Genomic DNA, 22,694 nt, shown 5'->3' on the forward strand with positions numbered 1-22,694 from the left:
CGGCCACCAAACGGCAGACCGGGGAGAGCGCATTAGTGATGATGCCAGTCGCGATCCGGGCCGCGCCCGCGATCGTGGTCATCATGGCGATCGCGGTCGTGGCGACGATCGTCATGCGGGCGCCAGTGGTTATCGCGCCAGTCGTAATGACGGCCCCACCATTCGTGGTCACGCCAGTGGCCGCCATCCCAGTAATTCCCGTGATTGTCGCGATCGCCGATTTGCAGTTTAATGGCCGGCACCAGCGTAATTTCCGATGCGTGAACCACAGCAGGAGCCACCAGCGACATCGAAAGCGCAAGGATCACAGACTTCAGTGTAGACATAGGTTTCCCCTTTCTTAACAGTCCCCTCGATGGGGCGATAACAAAAGATTAACCTCGCGCAACACCGCACGTTATTCTCCGCAATCCTAATCTTTGCGCGCCGGCATTTAATGGTCATTCATCCATTTTTTCTGCCACTTATCTGCATAATTCCTCCTTTTTCGCCCATAAAAAAACCGGGCGCAGAGGCCCGGTTTGCAAACATCGCACAACGATAATCGCCGTTATGCTTTGCCCATCATCAGCTGACGCAGTGCGGCGAAATCGGCCGGCAGATTATGCGACAGCAGCGGCAGGTCGGCACGATCGGCCAACGCTTTCGGCAGCGGCAGCGTCTCCTGCAGGATCTCTTCCACGCTCTCTTTAAACTTAGCCGGATGCGCGGTGCCAAGGAACAGACCGTATTCACCCGGTTGCAGCTGGTCACGCAGTGCACGCCAGGCAATCGCCGCATGCGGTTCCGAGGTGTAGCCAATGGCTTGCAGCTCGCGCATGGCCGATTTCGTGGTTTCATCATCCACCGCCGCGTAACCCAGTTCATTGAGACGCCAGACTTTACGGCGAAACAGCTCTTCCACGCGCGGCCAGTTATTAGGCTGGCTGACGTCCATGGCGTTGGACAGCGTCGCCTGGGTTGCTTTTGGCGCCCACTGACCGTCCTGCAGGAAGCGTGGCACGGTATCATTGGCGTTGGTCGCCGCGATAAAGCGTTTGATCGGCAGACCCAATGACTTCGCCAGCAGGCCGGCAGTCAGGTCACCAAAGTTACCGCTCGGCACCGAAATCACCAGTTGGTTGCGCGCTTCCTGCGGCAGCTGGGCCACCGCTTCGAAGTAGTAGCAAATTTGCGCCAGCAGACGGCTGATGTTAATGGAGTTCGCCGAATTTAAGCCGAGAGCCAGCTTCAGCTCTTCGTCGTCAAAGGCCTGTTTCACCAGCGCCTGGCAGGCATCGAAATCGCCATCGATGGCCACGGTTTCGATATTACCGCCCAGGGTGCAGAACAGTTTTTCCTGCAGCGGGCTGATCTTGCCGCGTGGATAGAGAATCACGACCTTCACATTCGGCAGACCGTAAAACGCGTGCGCAACCGCAGCACCGGTATCACCTGAAGTTGCCGTCAGAATGGTAACCGGTTTGTCGCCGGCGATTTGGGTCAGCATCTGCGCCATAAAGCGGCCGCCGAAATCCTTAAACGCCAGGGTCGGGCCGTGGAACAGCTCCAGACAGCCGATATCATCCTGCACCTTGCTCACCGGCGCCGGGAAGGTGAATGCCGCCGCGATACGCGCTTTCAGCACATCCAGCGGGATCTCATCGCCAATAAACGCCGAGAGAATTTTGGCGCTGCGGGAGACCAAATCCATCTCCAGCATGTCGTCGATGTCAGTCAGGCTAAATTCCGGCAGATCGTGCGGGAAGAACAGCCCCTGTTGCTTGCCAAGCCCCTGCGTGATGGCCTGCGCAAAGCTGACCTGTTCGTTATGATCTTTTAAGTTATAGAGTTTCATTGGTTTCCCACTACGCGTGCGCCCGCCGTGTCCAGCCGGCAAATATGAACGAAGCCTTCCTGATTCTGCAGATAATGTGTCGCCAGCCAGTCGGCAACGCGTTGCGCGGTTTCTGGCTTATCGCACAGCGCAAACAGCGTTGGGCCTGAACCAGAGATGCCGCACGCCTGCGCGCCGATCTCCATCGCCGCCTGTCGCGCTTCGCTGAAGCCCGGCAGCAGTTTGGTACGATACGGTTCGGCAATCACATCTTTCATTAATTTCGCTGCCAGCTGCGGCTGGCGGGTATAGCAGGCATGAATAAAGCCCGCCAGGTGACGACCGTGGGCGATACAGTCCTGGCGACGATACTGCGCCGGGAGTATCGCACGCGCTTCCGCCGTCGAGACTTTGATCCCCGGATAGGCCAGCACCCACAACCATTCGTCAAAACCGGGAACCTGCTGGCTGATGATGCCATTCTCTTCAATCATCAGTTGCATACCGCCGAGGTAGCACGGTGCGACGTTGTCATAGTGGATACTGCCGGAAATACGCCCTTCCATCTCGCCCATCAGCGCCAGCATGCGCGTCTCATTCAGCGGCTTACCGCAGAATTCATTCATCGCCACCAGCGCGGCAACGACGGAGCAGGCGCTGGAGCCGAGGCCAGAGCCGATCGGCATGTTTTTTTCCAGCACCATCGAAACCGGGACGTTTTTACCGATTTCCTGGCAGAAGCGCTCCCAGCACTGGTAAACAATGTTCTCCTGCGGAGCGGTAGGCAGTTTGCTGGCAAAGCGGCCAACGTTTTGCAGACTAAAATGTTCTGCCGCCTCAACCGAGACGTTATCCCCCAGCAGCGTACCATCGACTGGCGTCACCGCCGCGCCCAGCACATCAAACCCGACGCTCATATTGGCACTGGAAGCCGGGGCATATACTTTGACCATCTTAAACTCCTAACTTCCATGACAGGGTGCGCAGCAGATCGGCAAACACACCGGCCGCCGTAACATCGTTACCCGCACCATAACCGCGCAGCACCAGCGGCAGCGGCTGATAATAGTGGCTGTAAAAGGCCAGGGCGTTCTCACCGTTTTTCACTTTAAACAACGGGTCGTTCCCGTCAACTGCGGCAATTTTCACTCGACAGGTACCATCCTCTTCGATGTTACCGACGTAACGCAACACTTTACCTTCATCACGCGCTTTGGCGACGCGAGAGGCAAATTCGTCATCGAGCGAAGGCAGGCGCGCCATAAAGCTCTCGACGTCGCCGCTGGCATCAAATTGCGCGGGCAGCACCGGCTCGATAACGATATCCGACAGCTCCAGCTCACGACCGGTTTCACGGGCCAGGATCAGCAGCTTGCGGGCAACGTCGACGCCAGAGAGATCGTCACGCGGATCGGGTTCGGTATAGCCCATCTCACGCGCCAGCCCCGTCGCTTCAGAGAGATTCATCCCCTCATCGAGCTTACCGAAGATAAACGACAGCGAACCGGAAAGAATGCCGGAAAAGTGCAGCAGTTCATCGCCGGCGTTCAACAGGTTCTGCAGGTTTTCAATGACCGGCAGGCCCGCGCCCACGTTTGTATCGTAGAGGAATTTACGGCGTGAACTGCTGGCAGCATGACGCAACTGGTGATAGTAATCCAGTGAGGACGTGTTGGCCTTTTTGTTCGGCGTGACGACGTGGAAACCTTCACGCAGGAAGTCGGCGTATTGATCGGCAACCGCCTGGCTGGAGGTACAATCGACAATCACCGGGTTCAGTAGATGATACTCTTTGACCAGACGAATCAGACGGCCAAGATTCAGCGACTCTTTCGCTTCAGCAAGCTCCGCACGCCAGTTTTCGAGGTTCAGGCCATGCACATTGGTCAGCAAGGCCTGTGAATTGGCCACGCCGCAAACGCGCAGGTCGATGTGTTTGTTCTTCAGCCAGCCCTGCTGGCGCTTGATTTGCTCAATCAGCGCCCCGCCGACGCCGCCGACGCCGATAACGAAGACCTCAATCACCTGATCGGTGTTAAACAGCATCTGGTGGGTCACGCGCACCCCGGTGGTGGCATCGTCATTGCTGACCACCACGGAAATAGAGCGCTCAGACGAGCCCTGGGCAATGGCCACGATATTGATATTTGCGCGAGCCAGCGCCGCGAAGAACTTCGCGGAGATCCCGCGCAGCGTGCGCATACCGTCACCCACAACGGAGATGATCGCCAGACGATCCATGATCGACAGCGGCTCCAGCTGCCCCTCTTTCAGCTCCAGATAGAACTCATCTTCCATCACTCGCTTGGCGCGGGCGCAGTCGCTCTGCGGTACGCAGAAGCTGATGCTGTATTCCGAAGAGGACTGGGTAATCAGAACCACGGAGATCCCGGCGCGGGACATCGTTGCGAAGACGCGGGCGGCCATGCCGACCATGCCTTTCATCCCCGGACCGGAGACGTTGAACATCGCCATATTGTTGAGGTTGGAGATGCCTTTCACCGGCAGTCCGTCTTCATCGAGGCTGGCACCAATCAACGTGCCCGGCGCCTGCGGATTGCCGGTGTTTTTGATAAGGCATGGGATCTGGAACTGAGCGATAGGAGCAATGGTGCGCGGATGCAGCACTTTCGCGCCGAAGTAAGACAGCTCCATCGCTTCCTGGTAGGACATCGACTTCAGCAGACGGGCGTCGGGAACCTGACGCGGGTCGCAGGTATAGACCCCATCAACATCGGTCCAGATTTCGCAGCAGTCAGCGCGCAGGCAGGCAGCCAGCACGGCGGCAGAGTAGTCAGAGCCATTACGCCCCAGCACCACCAGTTCGCCTTTCTCATTGCCGGCGGTAAACCCGGCCATCAGCACCATGTGGTCAGCGGGGATCTGGCTGGCGGTAATGCGACGGGTAGATTCCGCGATATCGACGGTAGACTCGAGGTAATGACCGACAGCCAGCAGTTTTTCGACAGGGTTGATCACGGTAACTTTGTGGCCACGCGCTTCCAGCAGGCCCGCCATCACGGCGATCGATAACTTCTCACCGCGGCAAATCAGCGCGGCATTGACGCTATCCGGGCACTGCCCGAGCAAGCTGATCCCGTGCAGAACATGTTTAATCTGAGCAAATTCCTGGGCAACAAACGCTTTCAGCTGTGCCAGCGGAAACCCCGGTTGCGCGTCCGCGAGGCCCTGCAGCAGTTCGGCAAAAATGCGTTCAGCGTCAGCGATATTGGTGAGCGCATCCTGACCGCCGATGGTTTTTTCAATCATCGCGACCAGATGGTTGGTAATCTTCGCCGGGGCAGACAGGACGGTCGCTACCTGCCCCTGCCTGGCATTGCTCTCCAGAATATCGGCAACTCGCAGAAAACGTTCTGCATTTGCCACTGATGTACCGCCGAACTTCAACACGCGCATGGTTGTTACCCCTAGATTTTTTGTCGAAAAAAAAGCCCGCACTGTTCAGGTGCGGGCTTTTTTCTTTGTTTCCTTTACGCGTCAGCCCGCACCGTTACCTGTGGTAATGGTGATGGTGATAATGGTTGTCATCATGCTGATGCGTTTCATGGATGTTGTGTGCTCTGTCATTGTTATCTGTCTGTGTCCTGCCTATATTGGTTAAAGTATCTGCCGGTCTAAGTCAACGAATTTCTACATTTCACCCTTTCAGACACATCCGGGCAATGCGCCACAACGACCGGATAAAACATCCTGATCCGCCAACTTTCACCGTTACGAATCGGCATGTATCACCATAATCAAAACTTATAACAGAGCTTTATTCTGGGAGGTTTTTTTCAATATCGTGCAGTAATCGGTGCAACATTGCCGTGTCTCGCTGCTGCAAAAGCCCGATCCGCTGCTGCAACCAGTCGGTCAGTTTGACGTCCTCAGCAACGCCCAGCCGGGTCAATAATTCGAGCGTCCGCAGACGTAATGCCTGGAGCTGGTTATCATCGACGCTGGCAGAAACAACCGGCGCCTGCTGCAGCAAAGTGGTCAGTTGATAGCAGTAGACCATCACCGATTGCCCTAAGTTAAGCGAAGGATAGTCCGCCACCATTGGCACCCCGGTCAGCACATCCGCCAGCGCCAGTTCGTCGTTGGTCAGCCCGGAATCCTCCCGGCCGAATACCAGCGCCGCGTGGTTCATCCACTGCGCCTTTTCCTCCATCAACGGCAGTAGTTGCTGCGGTGTGGCGTAGTAATGGAATCGCGCCCGGCTACGTGCCGTCGTCGCCACAGTAAAGTCGACATCATGCAATGCCTGTTCAAGCGTCGGATAGACCTTGATGTTATCGAGAATATCGCCGGAACCATGCGCCACCCAACGTGCCGCAGGTTGCAGATGGGCTTCGCTGTCGACAATACGCATGTCGCTAAAGCCCATCGTTTTCATCGCGCGTGCCGCCGCGCCGACATTTTCTGCCCTGGCCGGGGCCACCAATATGATAGATATGCGCATTGTGGTCTCTTCTACTCTCATACGTCGCGTAAATGAAAATCATCCCATTTTACGCGTCGAAAATTTACAAAATTGCAACAAAAATCACTAAAATTGCCGTTGATTACCGTTAAAAAAGCCTAAACTATTTCCATCAAACCACGACCCGAGGTATGTTAACAGAACGCATTTATCCATATGTTTGCCAATGATATTTCGCGTTATGCCTTCGGACGAGCATTAGATTCGACAAATTTATTAATTTACCAGCGTAACCATTTGAGTCGTGTAAAATTTGTGACTATAAATAGCATTTCAACACGATGATTTCACAACACTGTTAACGTGCTACAATTGAATTTGATATATGTCAACGAAGCGTAGTTTTATTGGGTGTTCAGCCTCTCTTAGCCTGTTATATTGCTGTTAAAATGGTTAGGATAACAGCCGTTTTTGACACCGTCGGGTCCAGAGGGAAAGTACCCACGACCAAGCTAATGATGTTGTTGACGTTGATGGAAAGTGCATCAAGAACGCAATTACGTACTTTAGTCATGTTACGCCGGACATGTTAATTTGCGACATGTACCAGGCAGGTCAGGGACTTTGGTACTTCCTGTTTCGATTTAGTTGGCAATTTAGGTAGCAAACATGCAGACCCCGCACATTCTTATCGTTGAAGACGAGTTGGTAACACGCAACACGTTAAAAAGTATTTTCGAAGCAGAAGGTTACGATGTGTTCGAAGCCACCGATGGCGCGGAAATGCATCAGATCCTGTCTGAAAATGATATCAACCTGGTGATCATGGACATTAACCTGCCAGGTAAAAATGGTCTCCTGCTGGCGCGTGAACTGCGTGAACAGGCTGACGTCGCACTGATGTTCCTTACCGGTCGCGACAACGAAGTTGATAAGATTCTCGGCCTCGAAATCGGCGCAGATGACTATATCACTAAACCGTTTAACCCTCGTGAACTGACGATTCGCGCACGCAACCTTCTCTCCCGTACTATGAACCTGGGCACCGTGAGCGAAGAACGTCGCAGCGTAGAAAGCTACAAGTTCAACGGATGGGAACTGGATATCAACAGCCGTTCACTGGTCAGCCCGCAGGGCGAGCAGTACAAGCTGCCGCGCAGTGAGTTCCGCGCGATGCTGCATTTCTGCGAAAACCCAGGAAAAATTCAGTCTCGTGCTGAACTGCTGAAGAAAATGACCGGTCGTGAGCTTAAGCCGCATGACCGTACCGTCGACGTGACCATCCGTCGTATTCGTAAGCATTTTGAATCTATTCCGGATACGCCGGAAATCATCGCCACCATTCACGGCGAAGGTTACCGTTTCTGTGGCGATCTGCAGGAATAAGACGGTCTTTTAGAAACACGGCGCTTCGGCGTCGTTTTCTATATTATTGAAATGATAACCCTGGTTATCAATATGGTACTGCTCTCTTTTTTCACCGTTTTCCCGCCTGAATCCTAAAATCCCGCTTACTCGATCCATCCTGCATGTTTTACTTCCTGGACCCGTTTTTCCGTTGACCTGCGTCGCATATCCACCCCTCTTCCCCCTGACTGGCATACCTATTGCTCTTTGAAAAGCTTCCTGAAAGCCGGAGAAAAGCGATATGCAACTAAGCAATGAAACACCCATCAATCACGTTTCGTTCTTTTCTAAAAAGCGAATAATAGCCAAACCCGGGTTTAACCGATGGCTGGTTCCTCCCGCGGCCCTGGCTATTCACCTGTGCATCGGTATGGCCTATGGTTTTTCAGTATTCTGGCTACCGATGTCTAATTTGATCGGAAAGACTTGTGCTCCGGAGTCCTCAGTCTGGCAGCAGCTCTTCACGACAACCTGCGACTGGCGAATTTCCCTGCTTGGCTGGACCTACACGCTGTTCTTTATCTTCCTGGGATGCTCTGCCGCACTTTGGGGGCAGTGGCTGGAAAAAGTCGGCCCTCGCAAGGTCGGCATGGTAGCCACATTTTCGTGGTGCGGAGGATTGCTACTGGCCGCGCTTGCCATCAATCAGCACCAGCTTTGGCTTTTATGGCTAGGTGCCGGGGCTATCGGCGGAATTGGGCTAGGGCTGGGTTACATTTCCCCCGTCTCTACGCTGTTACGCTGGTTTCCCGATAAGCGAGGGATGGCTGCAGGAATGGCCATCATGGGATTTGGTGGTGGCGCAATGATTGGCGCCCCGTTTGCCAATAAACTGATGGCCTTTTATGCCGAGGGAGCTGAAAAGGGAGTCTGGCAAACGCTGTTAACGCTGGCGGCCATTTATTTCATCTTCATGCTTGCAGGTACGCTCAGCTACCGGCTACCGCCCATGGGCTGGAAACCGAGGGGCTGGCAGCCTTCCCCGACACAATCCGACCTTAATGTGCACTATTCCGTTCACGTCAGCGTCGCCTGTAAAACGCGCCAGTTCTGGCTGCTTTGGCTGGTGCTGTGCCTTAATGTCACCGCCGGAATTGGGATTCTGGGCATGGCATCCCCCATGTTGCAGGAGGTCTTTGCCGGAAAATTGCTGGGTAACGACCTGAGCTGGCAGCAGCTGGACGCCCCCGCGCTCACCAGAGTCGCCGCCGTAGCCGCGGGTTTTACCGGTCTGCTGAGCTTGTTTAATATCGGAGGGCGCTTCTTCTGGGCCTCGATTTCAGACTATCTGGGAAGGAAAAAGACGTTCACGCTGTTCTTTGTGCTTGGCGCTATCTTGTATCTATTGACCATATTTGCGGCAAGTTCGAATAGCTTATGGCTGTTTGTGCTGACCTTCTGCATCATTATTTCGATGTACGGCGGCGGCTTTGCCACCATCCCGGCCTACCTCGCCGACCAGTTCGGCACACAAATGGTTGGGGCTATTCATGGTCGCCTGCTGACGGCCTGGTCCGCCGCCGGAATATTTGGCCCGGTCCTCGTCAACTACTTACGCGAATACCAGCTTGCCCAGGGCGTTGCTCCCGCCAGGATTTATGACGTTACGCTGTACAGCCTGGCCGCGCTGTTATGCGTTGGCTTTATTTGCAATATCCTGGTGACCCGGGTGCCCGAAAAGTACGCGATGAGCGATGAGGAGCTAAAACAGGCCGCCTCAACCTACAAGGTGGATCCCAACACTCCCCTTGAATGGCAGGCGAACCGTTCAAGCTATCCCTGGGCTGTGCTCGCCTGGCTGGTCGTCACGGTTCCGCTGCTGTGGGGAATTGCCATCACCCTGCAGCAGAGCATCCATCTTTTCACGTAACAGGAAGAGCTACTGTTGCGCGCGTTAACAGTACTGCTTCTGTCTTTGGCCATCGGCCTGGTGACTCAGCGGACGACCCGGTGGTTTCTGGCATACTTCGCAGAAAGCCGAGAAGACCCGCTGATTGACCTTATACTGACGCTAACCATCGCCGGCGGTTCGCTGGCGGCAGCGCTGTATATCACGCGCCACTGGCGTCAATGAGCCTCCACGCCCCACGGCATGATCGGCACGGCGCTGATGGCATTTTTCGGCGAACCGTCGACCACTTTATCCGAATAGCTCATGTAGACCAGCGCATGACGTTTGCTGTCGTAAAAACGGACCACCTGCAGTTTTTTAAACACCAGAGAAGTACGTTTCTGGAATACCACACTCCCTTCGGATTTGCCGTTTTTGATTTTGTCGTTCAGTTCAATTGGGCCAACCTGCTGGCAAGAAATTGCCGCATCAGAGGTATCTTCCGCCAGTCCGAGACCGCCCTTAATCCCGCCGGTCTTCGCCCGGCTGATATAGCACGTCACGTTCTGAACATCGGGATCGTCAAATGCTTCTACGACGATCTTATGATCAGGACCAAAAAATTTGAATACGGTATCCACGGAGCCAATTTGTTCCGCATGAACAACCTGAGACCCCGCCAGTAACAGCAGCCCCGCAACTAACTTCTTGTATTTCATATTGTTACCATTGTATTAAAATTTCACTAAATAACGATCGTCGACTTAGCAGAAAATATTTAAAGATCACAGCGTTACAAATAAAAGTATAAGTCTCGCCGATAAATCGCATTTATAAGCAAAAAAAACACTGAATGCTAAAAGATCAAAAAATGCTATTATCCGCTACCTTAGTAGCAGGCACCTGAGTTTATGGATGAGGACATTTTATGGATCAAGCAGGGATTATTCGCGATCTCCTTAGCTGGCTGGAAGGTCACCTCGATCAGCCACTTTCACTGGATAATGTGGCAGCCAAGGCGGGTTATTCCAAGTGGCATTTGCAAAGAATGTTTAAGGACGTGACCGGCCATGCCATCGGTGCCTATATCCGCGCTCGTCGTTTATCAAAATCCGCGGTCGCCCTGCGCCTGACTGCTCGCCCTATTCTCGACATCGCGCTACAGTATCGCTTTGATTCACAACAAACATTCACCCGTGCGTTTAAAAAGCAGTTTTCTTTAACGCCTGCGCTGTATCGTCGCTCGCCGGACTGGAGCTCTTACGGGATGCGCCCGCCGCTGCGTCTGGGCGAGTTCACCATGCCGAAGCATGAATTCGTCACGCTAAGCAACACGCCGCTGCTGGGCGTAACCCAGAGCTACACCTGCAAGCTGGAGGAGATCTCCGACTTCCGCAGCCAGATGCGCGTGCAGTTCTGGCGGGATTTCCTCGGCAATGCGCCGTCGATTCCGCCGACGCTATACGGCCTGCATGAACCGCGCCCGAGCCTTGAGAAAGACGATGAGCAGGAGGTTTTCTATACCACTGCGCTGACGCCGGAGATGGCCAACGGTCACCTGCAAAACTCCCATCCGGTCATGCTGGAAGGCGGCGAGTATGTGATGTTCACCTACGAAGGTTTAGGCACCGGATTACAGGATTTCATCCTGACGGTTTACGGCACCTGCATGCCAATGCTGAACCTGACCCGTCGCAAAGGTCTGGATATCGAGCGCTTTTTCCCTGAGGATGACAGCCGGGACCAGGAAACGCCGATTCAACTGCGTTGTGAATACCTGATCCCGATTCGTCGTTAACGCTGCAGTTCATCCATGGCGGGGGCGTCAAGATGCGAAATATCCCCCGCCGTCTCCACCACCCAGCCAGGCGCCAACCACAGGCTCTCCTGATAATCCACACGCGAAATAGAGCAGTTACGCAGGCGTAGACGACGCTCTGCATGTGCCGGCAGTCCGAGGATCGTACTCACCAGGCAGCCCAGCGCAATACCGTGGCTGACCAGCAGCGGACGGCTTCCGGCAGGCAGCTCCAGACAGGCGGCCAGTGCCGCGTGCATACGCTCGCTCAGCTCCTGCATAGATTCGCCCTGCGGAATGCGACCATCCGGGGTTCCGTCAACCAGACGACGGCGCCATGCCTCTTCTTCCACGCTCAGTGAATCGATATGGCGCTTCTCAAGCACCCCCATATCCAGTTCACGCAGTCGCGAATCCAGAATGACATCACAACCGCAGGCTTCTGCGATAATTTCAGCCGTCCGGCGCGTACGCCCCAAATCACTGGCGATGATATGCGTGATGTCCAGCGTTCTGGCGCGCTCGCCGACCTGCCAGGCCTGTCGCTCACCGTGGGGGGTTAACGGGCTGTCTGACTGCCCCTGAATGCGCCTTTCGGCGTTCCACTGCGTTTCGCCATGGCGAACAAGGTGTACCTGTAACATGCTATTTTTCCGTTCTCTGCTCTTCACAATTTCGGCTGCAGGTCTCTCGCGCTGCAACGAAAACGATTTGGAGTATACCCGTCATACTTCAAGCGACATAGGTGTTGGCTGCGCCCGCGCCCCCAGTCACTTAGCGGTGTAAGCTGCTGGAAATTTGCGGCCTTGCCGCCTTTATGTAACTTGAATTATTTAGGGTATATACTACGACGACGTAAATTTATTCTGAGTCGTTTGATTATGCACCATGTTGTCTCAGCTACCACTAATCCCGCCAAAATTCGCGCAATTCAACAGGCTTTTAACGAGATCTTCGGCGAAGGATCCTGCCACATTGAGTCCGTCTCCGTCGAGAGCGGCGTGCCCGAACAGCCCCTTGGCAATGAGGAAACGCGCGCTGGCGCACGAAACAGGGTCGCCAATGCCCGAACAGCGCAGCCGAATGCTGACTACTGGGTGGCGATTGAAGCCGGGATCGATGATGGCAGCACGTTCAGCTGGGTCGTTATTGAGGATCGTCATCAGCGCGGGGAAGCGCGATCGGCAACGTTGCCCTTACCCGCCGTTATTCTGGAAAAAGTGCGCGCTGGCGAAGCGCTAGGACCGGTGATGTCGCAGCAAACCGGCATTGATGAGATTGGCCGTAAAGAAGGGGCTATCGGCGTCTTTACCGCGGGTAAACTCACCCGCAGCAGCGTCTATCACCAGGCGGTGGTGCTGGCGCTCAGCCCGTTCCATAACCTTATTTACCGCTAGCGTTCAGCAGCGCCTGCTCCAGCCACTGTCGCAGCTCGGGTGGAGCGGATTTTAAGCTGTTAGAACCACGTGTAATGGTGGCAATCCCGGCGCCAAGTTCGCTTTTCAGCTCCCGCTGGCTCATTTCTCCACGCAGCAGCTCTTCAATGATGCGCACGCGAGTGCCCAGCGCTTCACGCTCGTCCGGGGTCAGCATCAACTGCAGTAAAGGCAGATGCAGATCGTCGCTGTAGGCCTGCTGAAGCAGGGCGACGAAGCGCAGCCATTCCTGATGACGCTGTTCGGCCACAGCCGTTGAATAAGGGGATTGTTGGGTCATGTTACGCCGCCTTGTTGGAACAGGCGGCCATGGCCGCCTGTCGGTGTACTCACTAACGAGTACAAAGCATAACATACTCCGCTCAATACTCTATGGATTTCGCGCCATCCACCGGCGGCAGGCCGGGTACATGACGCGAAACCTCAGCGTATCAGTAGCGCTGCTTCCACTCCGCGTCGCTCAGCATCGGGGCCGTTTGCCCCATGAAGTAACGGTAGTAGGCATCGTAGGACAGCACGTTCTTCACGTAGCCACGGGTTTCCGAGAACGGAATGCTCTCGACAAACGCCACCGCATCAATGCGCCCGGCGCTGTTGCCCTGCCAGGTGCGTACTCTTCCCGGACCGGCGTTGTAGGCCGCGGAAGCGTAGATACGGTTATTCCCGAACTGCTTGTAAACATATTGCAGATAGCTGGTACCAATATTGATATTGGTTTCCGGATCCAACAGCTGCGACGGGCTGCTGTAGCCAGGGATGTTGAACATACTGACCGTATGGGTCGCCGTTCCCGGCATGATTTGCATCAGGCCGCTGGCACCAACCGGTGAACGGACTTTCGGATTCCACGCGCTCTCCTGGCGAGCGATCGCCATCGCATAGCTTTGGGGAATATCTTTGCCGCTGACATAACGAGAGAACAGATCGTTGTAGGCCAACGGGAAGCGCTCTTCCAGTTGATCCCACAGCTTCCCGGCGATCGTCGCCTGAACGCTGAGATCCCACCAGTGCTGATTGAACGCGTAGCGCGCCAGCTGCGCCTGCTGATCTTTGGTCCGGCTGGTCACCAGGTTCGCCCACTCGCTACGCGCGGTGTTGTCCATATTCCAGTACATCAGCTCACGTACCCTGGCCATTTCCGGTCCGGATGTCAGTGCGGAGTCGAGATTCGCCGGGGCTTTATCGATGCGGAAGGTGAAATCCTCTCCCAGACGCTGGGCGGCAATCATCGGGTAGAAACCGCGCTGCTGCATCAATGAATGAAGGATCGCTTTGGCCTCGTCGTCGCGCCCGCGCTCCATCAGCAGATCCGCCTGCCAGTAACGCCACTCATCTTTCTCTTTCGCATCCATCGGCAAGCGGGCCAGCCAGGTGTTTAATCCATGACGATCCCCGGCCCCCAGCGCCATTCGCACCCGACGCTCCACCAGCGAAGTGGACTGCGAGCGCATAATGGCATCATCGCGCCAGATAGCCTGCTCTTCGGTAACATCGTTGCCCATCAGACGCCAGGCGACGATATCCCGCAGCTCCTGGGTTTGATCGTCATTAAGCTGCTGCGCCTGCACCAACGACGGGATCATCAGGCGGGCGTTTTCAGCATCCTGACGGGCCACGCTGGCAAAGGCCACCGCTGCCATCTGGCGGGTGAAGTCCGTCGCTCCGGTGGTGCGGGCAAAGGTCATCACCGTATTGGGATCGTTTGCCAGCGCAACAACCGCGGAGGAAATGGTCTGGTATTCCGGCGGCATCTGCTGCGCCAGTACCCTCACCAGGGCGGTATTGCCGGCCTTCATGGCCAGACGGATACGTTCGAGGTACGCCAGCGGATCCTGCTTCCCGGAGGAACGCCAGGCGCTAAACAGCGCGTCACAGGCGTTAGGTTGGCTTTTACCGGTCAGCCACAGCGTTTTCGCGCCATCCCAGGCTTCCTGCGTCTGGCCGACGCTCAGCTTCGCGTAGTAGTAATTACACTGCGCTTCGGTGCTGGTTGGTTTATCGGGACTGAATGCCAGCAGGCCGTTCCAGTCGGCGCGGCGTGCCAGTTCATTAACGAAGCGTGATTTCAGCGAGCGAGCCGGCGGCAGCGTCGGGTTCGCCTCAATAAAGTTTTTCACCACCAGCGTCGGCTGGTTCATCAAATCGTCCGTTATCTGCCGGTATTGCAGATAAGGGTATAGCGGATAGCTCGCCAGCGTAGGCATCAGCTGTTCGACAACGGACATCTGCCGGCTGTCCCACGCCTGTTTAATTTGAGCATAGCGGTTGCGCTGTTCATCCAGTGAATCCGCATGCACCAGTTGACTGAACGTCAGCAGACTGATGCTGGCCGCCAGAAGACGCCATGCCATTGTTTTGGCTTTTTCCACAAGCTCTTCCCCTATTTAAGTACATCTGTTTACATCAGAGCAGCATCGTGCCGCGTGTAAAATATCCCAGTGTCGCATATAGATATGCTAACCAGACAACGCCAAACGTGCCACGTCCTGGACATTTTTTTACGCTTCTGTGAATCCTATCGCCTCTCTGGGATTACCGTGCGAAAAAGGCTACACTTCGCCTTTGAAAACTATTCACTACTCTACTCAACATCATTCTGACTGCATCAGGGCGGCAACACAGGAATTCCCAGGGAGCATAGCTCACTATGTGACCGGCGTTTCAGATGTCGCCAACACCGAGGCAGCCTGAAGGATAACGAGTATATAAAAGAGGCGAAGTCCAACGTGGCTCAATTCGTTTATACCATGCATCGTGTCGGCAAAGTGGTTCCGCCGAAACGTCATATTTTGAAAAATATCTCTCTGAGCTTCTTCCCTGGCGCGAAGATCGGTGTTCTCGGTCTGAACGGTGCAGGTAAGTCTACCCTGCTACGCATTATGGCCGGCATCGATACCGATATCGAAGGTGAAGCCCGCCCGCAGCCTGGCCTGAAAATTGGCTATCTGCCGCAGGAGCCGCAGCTGAACCCGGAGCAAACCGTTCGTGAGTCCGTGGAAGAAGCGGTCGCCGAAGTGGTTAACGCGCTGAAAGGGCTGGATGAGGTGTACGCGAAGTATGCTGAGCCAGATGCCGATTTCGATAAACTCGCCGCGCAACAGGGCAAGTTTGAAGAGATCATTCAGGCTCACGATGGCCATAACCTGAACGTTCAGCTGGAGCGTGCGGCCGATGCCCTGCGTCTGCCGGACTGGGATGCGAAAATCGCGACCCTGTCAGGTGGTGAACGCCGCCGCGTGGCGCTGTGCCGCCTGCTGCTGGAAAAACCAGACATGCTGCTGCTCGACGAACCGACCAACCACCTGGATGCCGAATCCGTGGCCTGGCTGGAACGCTTCCTGCACGACTTCGAAGGGACCGTAGTGGCGATTACCCACGACCGTTACTTCCTCGACAACGTCGCCGGCTGGATCCTCGAGCTGGACCGCGGCGAAGGCATTCCATGGGAAGGCAACTACTCCTCCTGGCTGGAGCAGAAAGATCAGCGTCTGGCTCAGGAAGCCTCTCAGGAAGCGGCCCGCCGTAAATCCATTGAGAAAGAGCTGGAGTGGGTACGCCAGGGCGCGAAAGGCCGTCAGTCGAAGGGCAAAGCCCGTCTGGCGCGCTTTGAAGAGCTTAACAACGTGGAATACCAGAAGCGTAACGAAACCAACGAACTGTTTATTCCGCCGGGAGCCCGTCTGGGGGATAAAGTCGTTGAAGTCAGCAACCTGCGTAAGTCTTACGGCGACCGCGTGCTGATTGACGATCTGACCTTCTCAGTACCGAAGGGCGCGATTGTCGGGATTATCGGGCCGAACGGCGCCGGTAAATCCACGCTGTTCCGCATGATGTCCGGTCAGGAACAGCCTGATGCCGGTGCTATCACCCTCGGTGAAACCGTGAAGCTGGCGTCCGTCGATCAGTTCCGTGATGCGATGGATAACAGCAAAACCGTGTGGGAAGAAGTCTCCGGCGGTCTGGATATCATGAAGATTGGCAACACCGAGATGCCAAGCCGCGCCTACGTCGGTCGCTTTAACTTTAAGGGCGTCGATCAGGGTAAACGCGTGGGCGAACTCTCCGGTGGTGAGCGCGGTCGTCTGCACCTCGCGAAGCTGCTGCAGGTTGGCGGCAACGTGCTGCTGCTCGATGAACCGACCAACGACCTGGATATCGAAACCCTGCGCGCGTTAGAAAACGCCCTGCTGGAATTCCCGGGCTGTGCCATGGTTATCTCGCACGACCGTTGGTTCCTCGACCGTATCGCGACCCACATTCTGGATTACCAGGATGAAGGTAAAGTCGAGTTCTTCGAAGGTAACTTTACCGAATACGAAGAGTACAAGAAACGCACTCTCGGCGCCGATGCGCTGGAGCCAAAGCGAATCAAGTACAAGCGTATCGCGAAGTAATAAAAACGGGTGGCAAATGCCACCCGTTTTTTTTTCACCCCGACAAGCGGCTCACGTCGCCCCGTTCAGGATAGTAGCGTCAGCGCCTTATCCGGGCTACATGGCGAGCGGTTCACCCATTAGCTGCTTCACCAGATCGACACAGCACAGGAAGCGCGCATCGTAGTCCGACTCCTTCACATGCACGAAGTCGATCTCATTCTCTTTAAGCAACGATATCAACAGCGTCTGGAACTCTTTGCGATCCACCGAGCTCCCCAGACTGCGCAGGCCATCGGCCACCCACGGGGTGTTGTTCTCCAGCAGAATCACCAGGTCGAAGCGGTACTCGTCGATCAGCGCCTGAACAAAAGGATGCTCGCGCCCTTCATACTTCAGACAAAACGCCTGAGTACTGACAAAATCCGTATCGATAAACGCCACTTTATTGGCATATTTTACTGCAAAATCAATATACTGCGCATGGCCCAGTGCGATTTTGTCATAGTCAGAATACTGTAGCGCCATCTCATCGCCGCCAAGATGCGAAAACACATAGTCGCGGCCATATTCCCAGGCGCTGGTGGTATTGAAGATGTTGGCGAGCTTGTTCACCAGCGTCGATTTGCCGCTCGATTCGCCGCCGAGGATCGCCACCGTGCGCACAAAGAACGGCTTCACTTCCGTCGGGATATATTCCCAATAGCGGAAGGGGTTTTCACGAATCTGCCCGCCGCTGATGCTCATAAAGGTACGTTTCGGATCGATCAAGACGGTTTCAATTCCCAGATGCTCGAGATACTGCGCCGCATCGCCCTCCTCCGAGGTATAGATCCAGTTGGGCTCAATGCCTTTTTCATCCATAAAGGCGCGGATCCCATGGCTCCAGACGTCCCAGCCGTGCGGATAAGGCTCCATCCCCTCTTCATTGAAGGCGTGGATACGAATGTTTTTTTGATATTTAAAGGTCTGCAGCAGCCAGCGCAAACGATCAGGCACGGTCGGCTGCTGCGACATCGCACTCTTTTCAAACAGCTCGCGGTCACGGGGATCGTCGTAGCCCATGATGATATGCAGTTCATCCACCTGGCTACAGGCGCGCTGGATAAGATAGATATGCCCGGTGTGCAGCGGATAAAATTTGCCAAACACCACGCCTACGCTCTTTTGCCGGCGCGGGAATTCAAGCCCCAGAAAACGGTGCAGCGCTTCCAGCTTCTGCGCGCTGGGGCTTTTGATCTTGGCATTCAGCAATTGGCTCAAATAGCCTTTGGTCATTCCGCTGGCTTCCGCAACCTGCTGCAGTGTACAGCCCTTCTGCTTTATGGCGGTTTTGAGATAGTCGAACGATGACACAAGAGCCTCCTGCTTTAGCAAAAATAAAGAAAATACCCGGGGCGACGGGTATTTAATTATAAGTCGTCAAACACACTTAGTGCGTCTGAAAGCTTTTTCACACCAAAGATTTGCATCCCTTCTGGTGCTTTTTTCGGCACGTTGGCTGCCGGAACAATCGCGCGGCGAAAACCGTGTTTTGCCGCTTCGGAAATCCGCTCCTGGCCGCTCGGCACCGGACGGATCTCACCTGATAACCCCACTTCACCGAAGACTACCAGATCCTGCGGCAACGGGCGATCGCGCAGGCTGGAGACCATCGCCAGCAGCAAGGCCAGGTCGGCGCTGGTTTCTGCCACTTTCACCCCGCCGACGACGTTAACAAACACGTCCTGGTCGGCCATCTGCAGGCCGCCGTGGCGATGCAGTACCGCCAGCAAAATCGCGAGACGGTTCTGCTCCAGCCCCACTGCCACGCGGCGCGGGTTTGACATCATCGAGTGATCGACCAGCGCCTGGATCTCCACCAGCAGCGGACGGGTGCCTTCCCAGACCACCATCACCGAGCTGCCGGAAGTGACTTCATCGCCCCGGCTAAGGAAAATCGCCGACGGGTTGCTGATTTCACGCAGCCCCTGCTCGGTCATCGCGAAGACGCCTAGCTCATTCACCGCGCCAAAACGGTTTTTATGGCTGCGTAAGGTACGAAAGCGTGAGTCGGCGTCGCCATCCAGCAGCACCGAACAGTCGATACAGTGCTCCAGCACCTTCGGCCCGGCCAGCGAGCCGTCTTTGGTCACATGGCCAACCATGATAATCGCCACGTCGCGGGTTTTGGCGAACCGGGTCAGATAGGCGGCGGTTTCACGCACCTGAGCGACGCTGCCCGGCGACGACTGTACGTCAGCCATATGCATCACCTGGATCGAGTCGATCACCATCAGCTGCGGCTTTTCGTCATCGGCTATCTGGCAGATTTGCTCGATGCTGGTTTCCGAGAGCATGTTGAGATTGGCCGTCGGCAGCCCCAGACGATGCGCTCGCATCGCCACCTGCTGCAGCGACTCTTCCCCGGTGACATACAGCGTTTTCATATTTTCAGACAGCCGGCACAGCGTCTGCAGCAGCAGCGTTGATTTACCGGCGCCGGGGCTGCCGCCAATCAGAATCGCGCTGCCTGGCACCACGCCGCCGCCCAGCACGCGGTCGAACTCTTTAAAGCCGGTGGAGAAACGCGGGAGCGCCTCGAGGCTGATCTCCGACAGTTTTTGCACTTTCGACACGCCGGCATTCCCGGCGTAGCCCGTCAGACGCTCGTTTCTCGCCACCTGCGGCGAAGCGGCAATGCGCATCTCGGTGATGGTATTCCAGGCCTGGCAGGCGCTGCACTGCCCCTGCCAGCGCGGGTAATCCGCACCACATTCATTACAGACAAATGCGCGTTTTGGAGCTTTCGCCACGTGTTACCTCTTACTTTTGATTCATGCTGCCCGAGAGGATACAGAAGACCCCCATCAGATCGGCGTGACGAATGGTCACTTCCGACTGTTCGTTCACTTTTGGCTTGGCATGATAGGCGATCCCCAGCCCCGCCGCCTTGATCATCGGCAGATCGTTGGCGCCATCGCCAATTGCCACGGTTTGCGTAGGCTGGATTTCATATTTTTCCGCCAGCTTCTTCAGGGTCGCGGCTTTGTATTTCGCATCGACGATATCGCCGATGACGTTGCCGGTCAGCTTGCCGTCCATGATCTCCAGTTCGTTGGCGACCACGGTATCAAGATGCAGCTTATCGCGCAGGTATTCGGCAAAGAAGGTGAAGCCGCCGGAGGCAATCGCCACCTTCCAGCCCAACGTTTCGAGCTTCAGCACCAGTTGGGTCAGGCCCGGCATCAGCGGCAGCGACTCACGGACCTGCAGCAGAATACCGGCATCGGCATCTTTCAGCGTCGCTACGCGCTGGCGCAGGCTGGCGGTGAAGTCCAGCTCGCCGCGCATCGCGCGCTCGGTCACTTCCGACACCAGTTCGCCGGTGCCGGCCAGCTTAGCGATTTCGTCGATACACTCGATCTGAATCGCCGTTGAGTCCATGTCCATCACCAGCAGCCCCGGAGTGCGCAGATGAGGGATTTTGCCTAACGGCGCGACATCCAGCCCCGCATCGTGAGCCAGCCGGGTTGCCCGCTGCGTCAGGGAGCCCGCCAGACGAATCACCTGATAGTCGTCGACCGCCCAGGAAGCCACAATCACCAACGCCGCCCCCAGTTCACGCTGCCAGTCCGTCAGACGGCGTTTATCCAGGCCGCGTCCGTACAGCAGCCAGCCGCTACGTCCGGCGTGATAATCCAGCGGCATGACCTCATCACCGCTCAGCGAAAGCGGTAATCCAGGCCACAGGGAAACATCTTCGGGCAGATCGCACCAGGTCAAACTGTTTGGCATTACGGCTCCACATTTCTTTATTCAAGCCAGGAAAATAACGCATGAGGCTACCTTGTAACCAGCGCTTCTGGCAACATTAAGCTGTAAATATTAAAGGTGGAATATGGTACGCGCAAAACTGAAATTCCGACTGCATCGCGCGGTCATTGTTCTTATCTGTCTCGCGCTGCTCGTTGCTCTGATGCAGGGCGCGTCGTGGTTCAGCCAGAACAGCCAAAAGCAACGTAATCCACAGTTAGAAGAACTGGCTCGCACCCTTGCGCAGCAGGTTACTCTGAATCTGGCCCCGATGATGCGTAGCGAAACGCCTGATGAAAAGCGCATCGGCCAGCTGCTGGAGCAGCTCACTCGCCAGAGCCGGATCCTCGATGCCGGGGTCTATGACGATCAGGGCGATCTGGTTGCCCGCTCGGGCGAAGGGGTTAATGTCCGCGACCGGCTGGCGCTGGATGGCAAAAAAGCGGGCGGCTACTTCAATCAGCAAATCGTGGAGCCAATTGAAGGTAAAAACGGCCCGCTCGGCTACCTGCGCCTGACACTGGACACCCATACCTTAGCGACCGAGGCAAAACAGGTGGATAATACCACCAACATTTTACGCCTGATGCTCCTGCTATCGCTGGCTATCGGCGTGGTGCTGACTCGTACCCTGCTGCAGGGTAAACGCACCCGCTGGCAACAATCCCCCTTCCTGCTGACCGCGAATAAACCGGTGCAGGACGAAGACAAAGATGAATCAGAATAAGGAAATCGCTGATGTCGACGCTCCGCTTGCTGCTCTCAGACTCCACCGATCCGTGGTTTAACCTCGCGGTCGAGGAGTGCATCTTCCGCCAGATGCCCGCCACTCAACGGGTGCTGTTCCTGTGGCGCAACGCCGACACGGTGGTGATTGGGCGGGCGCAAAACCCGTGGAAAGAGTGCAACACCCGTCGTATGGAAGAGGATAACGTGCGCCTGGCCCGTCGCAGCAGCGGCGGCGGCGCGGTATTCCACGACCTGGGCAATACCTGCTTTACCTTTATGGCCGGTAAACCGGAGTACGACAAAACCGTCTCCACCCGGATTGTGCTGGCCGCGCTTAACGCGTTGGGCGTTACAGCAGAAGCGTCCGGGCGCAACGACCTGGTGGTGAAAACGGCCGAAGGCGATCGCAAAGTTTCTGGCTCCGCCTACCGCGAAACCAGTGACCGCGGCTTTCACCACGGCACGCTACTGTTGAATGCCGATTTGAGCCGTCTGGCAAATTACCTCAATCCGGACAAGAAAAAGCTTCAGGCGAAAGGCATTACCTCGGTTCGCGGCCGGGTGGCAAACCTGGTCGAACTGCTGCCGGGCGTCACTCACCAGCAGGTGTGTACCGCAATTGAAGAGGCCTTTTTCGATCACTACGGCGAACGCGTCGCCGCCGAAGTCATTTCACCGGATAAGACCCCGGATCTGCCGAATTTTGCCGATACCTTCGCGCGCCAGAGCAGCTGGGCATGGAATTTTGGCCAGGCACCGGCCTTTTCACACCTGCTGGATGAGCGCTTTAGCTGGGGCGGCGTCGAGCTGCATTTTGACGTCGAGAAGGGGCATATCACCCGAGCTCAGGTCTTTACCGATAGCCTGAATCCGGCACCGCTGGAGGCGCTGGCTGAGCGATTACAAGGCTGCGCGTATCGGGCTGAGGTATTGCAACAAACCTGCGAGACGTTGCGGGACACCTTCCCGGAGCAGGAAAAAGAGTTGAGTGAGCTGGCCACATGGATCGCGGGGGCGGTGCGGTAGTACTGGCAGGTGACGTTCCCGCGACCGCGCCAGGCGCGCCGCGGGAAACAGCGTCCC

The 22,694-nt window shown here is 55.9% G+C and carries 22 protein-coding genes and 1 other annotated feature; of the genes, 8 read left to right on the forward strand and 14 right to left on the reverse strand.

Going from position 1 to position 22,694, the window contains the following annotated elements:
* Window positions 1-32: 32 nt before the first annotated feature.
* From HF679_RS14955 to yjjY, 7 genes are all read right to left on the reverse strand, one after another.
* Entirely contained in the window at window positions 33-326 is a 294-nt protein-coding gene (locus HF679_RS14955; protein WP_123757582.1) for a DUF2502 domain-containing protein, read from the reverse strand.
* Between the two features lie 224 nt (window positions 327-550).
* On the reverse strand, window positions 551-1,837 hold the full coding sequence (thrC, locus tag HF679_RS14960; protein ID WP_123757583.1) for a threonine synthase: 1,287 nt from the start codon (window positions 1,835-1,837) through the stop codon (window positions 551-553).
* Window positions 1,834-2,769 (reverse strand): homoserine kinase, encoded by a 936-nt coding sequence (gene thrB, locus HF679_RS14965; RefSeq protein WP_123757584.1) that lies wholly within the window; start codon window positions 2,767-2,769, stop codon window positions 1,834-1,836. Before thrB ends, thrC begins: the two co-directional genes overlap by 4 nt.
* A gap of 1 nt (window position 2,770) precedes the next feature.
* Entirely contained in the window at window positions 2,771-5,233 is a 2,463-nt protein-coding gene (gene thrA / locus HF679_RS14970) for a bifunctional aspartate kinase/homoserine dehydrogenase I (RefSeq protein WP_123757585.1), read from the reverse strand.
* A gap of 25 nt (window positions 5,234-5,258) precedes the next feature.
* Window positions 5,259-5,376: a sequence feature (Thr leader region), on the reverse strand.
* On the reverse strand, window positions 5,315-5,383 hold the full coding sequence (gene thrL / locus HF679_RS14975) for a thr operon leader peptide (protein ID WP_071824685.1): 69 nt from the start codon (window positions 5,381-5,383) through the stop codon (window positions 5,315-5,317). Its footprint overlaps the feature before it by 62 nt.
* A gap of 211 nt (window positions 5,384-5,594) precedes the next feature.
* Window positions 5,595-6,281 (reverse strand): tRNA/rRNA methyltransferase, encoded by a 687-nt coding sequence (locus tag HF679_RS14980; protein ID WP_154144477.1) that lies wholly within the window; start codon window positions 6,279-6,281, stop codon window positions 5,595-5,597.
* Window positions 6,282-6,675: 394 nt separating this feature from the next.
* A complete protein-coding gene (gene yjjY, locus HF679_RS14985) occupies window positions 6,676-6,816 on the reverse strand; it encodes a protein YjjY (RefSeq protein ID WP_049268126.1) in 141 nt (46 codons plus the stop codon).
* 95 nt (window positions 6,817-6,911) lie between these two features.
* On the opposite strand from yjjY, the gene arcA reads away from it, so the two are divergent.
* The 3 genes from arcA (at window position 6,912) to HF679_RS15000 (ending at window position 9,723) form a co-directional block, all read left to right on the forward strand.
* On the forward strand, window positions 6,912-7,628 hold the full coding sequence (gene arcA / locus HF679_RS14990; RefSeq protein WP_123757587.1) for a two-component system response regulator ArcA: 717 nt from the start codon (window positions 6,912-6,914) through the stop codon (window positions 7,626-7,628).
* A gap of 262 nt (window positions 7,629-7,890) precedes the next feature.
* Window positions 7,891-9,519 (forward strand): OFA family MFS transporter, encoded by a 1,629-nt coding sequence (locus HF679_RS14995; protein WP_187042174.1) that lies wholly within the window; start codon window positions 7,891-7,893, stop codon window positions 9,517-9,519.
* A 15-nt stretch (window positions 9,520-9,534) separates the two neighbouring features.
* Window positions 9,535-9,723 (forward strand): hypothetical protein, encoded by a 189-nt coding sequence (locus HF679_RS15000; protein ID WP_123757589.1) that lies wholly within the window; start codon window positions 9,535-9,537, stop codon window positions 9,721-9,723.
* Here the strand turns inward: HF679_RS15000 and creA are convergent.
* Window positions 9,717-10,199 (reverse strand): protein CreA, encoded by a 483-nt coding sequence (gene creA, locus HF679_RS15005; protein WP_123757590.1) that lies wholly within the window; start codon window positions 10,197-10,199, stop codon window positions 9,717-9,719. The two genes, HF679_RS15000 and creA, sit on opposite strands and share 7 nt — an antisense overlap.
* Before the next feature lie 209 nt (window positions 10,200-10,408).
* Between creA and robA the strand changes: the two genes are divergently transcribed.
* Window positions 10,409-11,278 (forward strand): MDR efflux pump AcrAB transcriptional activator RobA, encoded by an 870-nt coding sequence (gene robA, locus HF679_RS15010; RefSeq protein WP_123757591.1) that lies wholly within the window; start codon window positions 10,409-10,411, stop codon window positions 11,276-11,278.
* Here the strand turns inward: robA and gpmB are convergent.
* Window positions 11,275-11,922 carry a 2,3-diphosphoglycerate-dependent phosphoglycerate mutase GpmB gene (gpmB, locus tag HF679_RS15015; RefSeq protein WP_123757592.1) on the reverse strand — a complete coding sequence of 216 codons (648 nt, stop codon included), beginning with the start codon at window positions 11,920-11,922 and terminating at the stop codon, window positions 11,275-11,277. The two genes, robA and gpmB, sit on opposite strands and share 4 nt — an antisense overlap.
* A gap of 237 nt (window positions 11,923-12,159) precedes the next feature.
* On the opposite strand from gpmB, the gene yjjX reads away from it, so the two are divergent.
* Window positions 12,160-12,675, forward strand: coding sequence for an inosine/xanthosine triphosphatase (gene yjjX, locus HF679_RS15020; RefSeq protein WP_123757593.1), 516 nt, complete (start codon window positions 12,160-12,162; stop codon window positions 12,673-12,675).
* Here the strand turns inward: yjjX and trpR are convergent.
* Together trpR and sltY are read right to left on the reverse strand one after the other, a co-directional pair.
* The gene (trpR, locus tag HF679_RS15025; RefSeq protein ID WP_123757594.1) at window positions 12,662-12,994 is read right to left on the reverse strand and encodes a trp operon repressor; all 333 of its coding nucleotides are present in this window, start codon (window positions 12,992-12,994) and stop codon (window positions 12,662-12,664) included. The two genes, yjjX and trpR, sit on opposite strands and share 14 nt — an antisense overlap.
* Before the next feature lie 151 nt (window positions 12,995-13,145).
* Window positions 13,146-15,083 carry a murein transglycosylase gene (gene sltY, locus HF679_RS15030; RefSeq protein ID WP_187042175.1) on the reverse strand — a complete coding sequence of 646 codons (1,938 nt, stop codon included), beginning with the start codon at window positions 15,081-15,083 and terminating at the stop codon, window positions 13,146-13,148.
* A gap of 357 nt (window positions 15,084-15,440) precedes the next feature.
* Between sltY and ettA the strand changes: the two genes are divergently transcribed.
* The gene (ettA, locus tag HF679_RS15035; protein WP_123757596.1) at window positions 15,441-17,108 is read left to right on the forward strand and encodes an energy-dependent translational throttle protein EttA; all 1,668 of its coding nucleotides are present in this window, start codon (window positions 15,441-15,443) and stop codon (window positions 17,106-17,108) included.
* 96 nt (window positions 17,109-17,204) lie between these two features.
* On the opposite strand, the gene nadR is transcribed toward ettA, so the two are convergent.
* Genes nadR through serB form a run of 3 tightly spaced genes read right to left on the reverse strand, consistent with a single transcriptional unit; the run spans window position 17,205 to window position 20,864 of the window.
* Complete coding sequence (gene nadR, locus HF679_RS15040; RefSeq protein WP_123757597.1) at window positions 17,205-18,443, reverse strand: multifunctional transcriptional regulator/nicotinamide-nucleotide adenylyltransferase/ribosylnicotinamide kinase NadR; 1,239 nt, start codon at window positions 18,441-18,443, stop codon at window positions 17,205-17,207.
* A gap of 56 nt (window positions 18,444-18,499) precedes the next feature.
* Entirely contained in the window at window positions 18,500-19,882 is a 1,383-nt protein-coding gene (gene radA, locus HF679_RS15045; RefSeq protein ID WP_123757598.1) for a DNA repair protein RadA, read from the reverse strand.
* 10 nt (window positions 19,883-19,892) lie between these two features.
* On the reverse strand, window positions 19,893-20,864 hold the full coding sequence (gene serB / locus HF679_RS15050; protein ID WP_123757599.1) for a phosphoserine phosphatase: 972 nt from the start codon (window positions 20,862-20,864) through the stop codon (window positions 19,893-19,895).
* Window positions 20,865-20,967: 103 nt separating this feature from the next.
* On the opposite strand from serB, the gene HF679_RS15055 reads away from it, so the two are divergent.
* The gene (locus tag HF679_RS15055; protein ID WP_123757600.1) at window positions 20,968-21,609 is read left to right on the forward strand and encodes a YtjB family periplasmic protein; all 642 of its coding nucleotides are present in this window, start codon (window positions 20,968-20,970) and stop codon (window positions 21,607-21,609) included.
* An 11-nt stretch (window positions 21,610-21,620) separates the two neighbouring features.
* The gene (lplA, locus tag HF679_RS15060) at window positions 21,621-22,637 is read left to right on the forward strand and encodes a lipoate--protein ligase LplA (protein ID WP_154144465.1); all 1,017 of its coding nucleotides are present in this window, start codon (window positions 21,621-21,623) and stop codon (window positions 22,635-22,637) included.
* Window positions 22,638-22,694: the final 57 nt, after the last annotated feature.

Origin of the sequence: Enterobacter sp. JUb54 (genome assembly GCF_014298075.1) — a bacterium.
Lineage (GTDB): Bacteria > Pseudomonadota > Gammaproteobacteria > Enterobacterales > Enterobacteriaceae > Klebsiella > Klebsiella lignicola.

What these genes read in the sequence shown, in the direction of transcription:
- HF679_RS14955 (WP_123757582.1), bottom strand. Translation starts at nt 326, where the DNA reads ATGTCTACACTGAAGTCTGTGATCCTTGCGCTTTCGATGTCGCTGGTG.
- thrC (WP_123757583.1), bottom strand. Translation starts at nt 1,837, where the DNA reads ATGAAACTCTATAACTTAAAAGATCATAACGAACAGGTCAGCTTTGCG.
- thrB (WP_123757584.1), bottom strand. Translation starts at nt 2,769, where the DNA reads ATGGTCAAAGTATATGCCCCGGCTTCCAGTGCCAATATGAGCGTCGGG.
- thrA (WP_123757585.1), bottom strand. Translation starts at nt 5,233, where the DNA reads ATGCGCGTGTTGAAGTTCGGCGGTACATCAGTGGCAAATGCAGAACGT.
- HF679_RS14980 (WP_154144477.1), bottom strand. Translation starts at nt 6,281, where the DNA reads ATGCGCATATCTATCATATTGGTGGCCCCGGCCAGGGCAGAAAATGTC.
- yjjY (WP_049268126.1), bottom strand. Translation starts at nt 6,816, where the DNA reads ATGACTAAAGTACGTAATTGCGTTCTTGATGCACTTTCCATCAACGTC.
- arcA (WP_123757587.1), top strand. Translation starts at nt 6,912, where the DNA reads ATGCAGACCCCGCACATTCTTATCGTTGAAGACGAGTTGGTAACACGC.
- HF679_RS14995 (WP_187042174.1), top strand. Translation starts at nt 7,891, where the DNA reads ATGCAACTAAGCAATGAAACACCCATCAATCACGTTTCGTTCTTTTCT.
- creA (WP_123757590.1), bottom strand. Translation starts at nt 10,199, where the DNA reads ATGAAATACAAGAAGTTAGTTGCGGGGCTGCTGTTACTGGCGGGGTCT.
- robA (WP_123757591.1), top strand. Translation starts at nt 10,409, where the DNA reads ATGGATCAAGCAGGGATTATTCGCGATCTCCTTAGCTGGCTGGAAGGT.
- gpmB (WP_123757592.1), bottom strand. Translation starts at nt 11,922, where the DNA reads ATGTTACAGGTACACCTTGTTCGCCATGGCGAAACGCAGTGGAACGCC.
- yjjX (WP_123757593.1), top strand. Translation starts at nt 12,160, where the DNA reads ATGCACCATGTTGTCTCAGCTACCACTAATCCCGCCAAAATTCGCGCA.
- trpR (WP_123757594.1), bottom strand. Translation starts at nt 12,994, where the DNA reads ATGACCCAACAATCCCCTTATTCAACGGCTGTGGCCGAACAGCGTCAT.
- serB (WP_123757599.1), bottom strand. Translation starts at nt 20,864, where the DNA reads ATGCCAAACAGTTTGACCTGGTGCGATCTGCCCGAAGATGTTTCCCTG.
- HF679_RS15055 (WP_123757600.1), top strand. Translation starts at nt 20,968, where the DNA reads ATGGTACGCGCAAAACTGAAATTCCGACTGCATCGCGCGGTCATTGTT.
- lplA (WP_154144465.1), top strand. Translation starts at nt 21,621, where the DNA reads ATGTCGACGCTCCGCTTGCTGCTCTCAGACTCCACCGATCCGTGGTTT.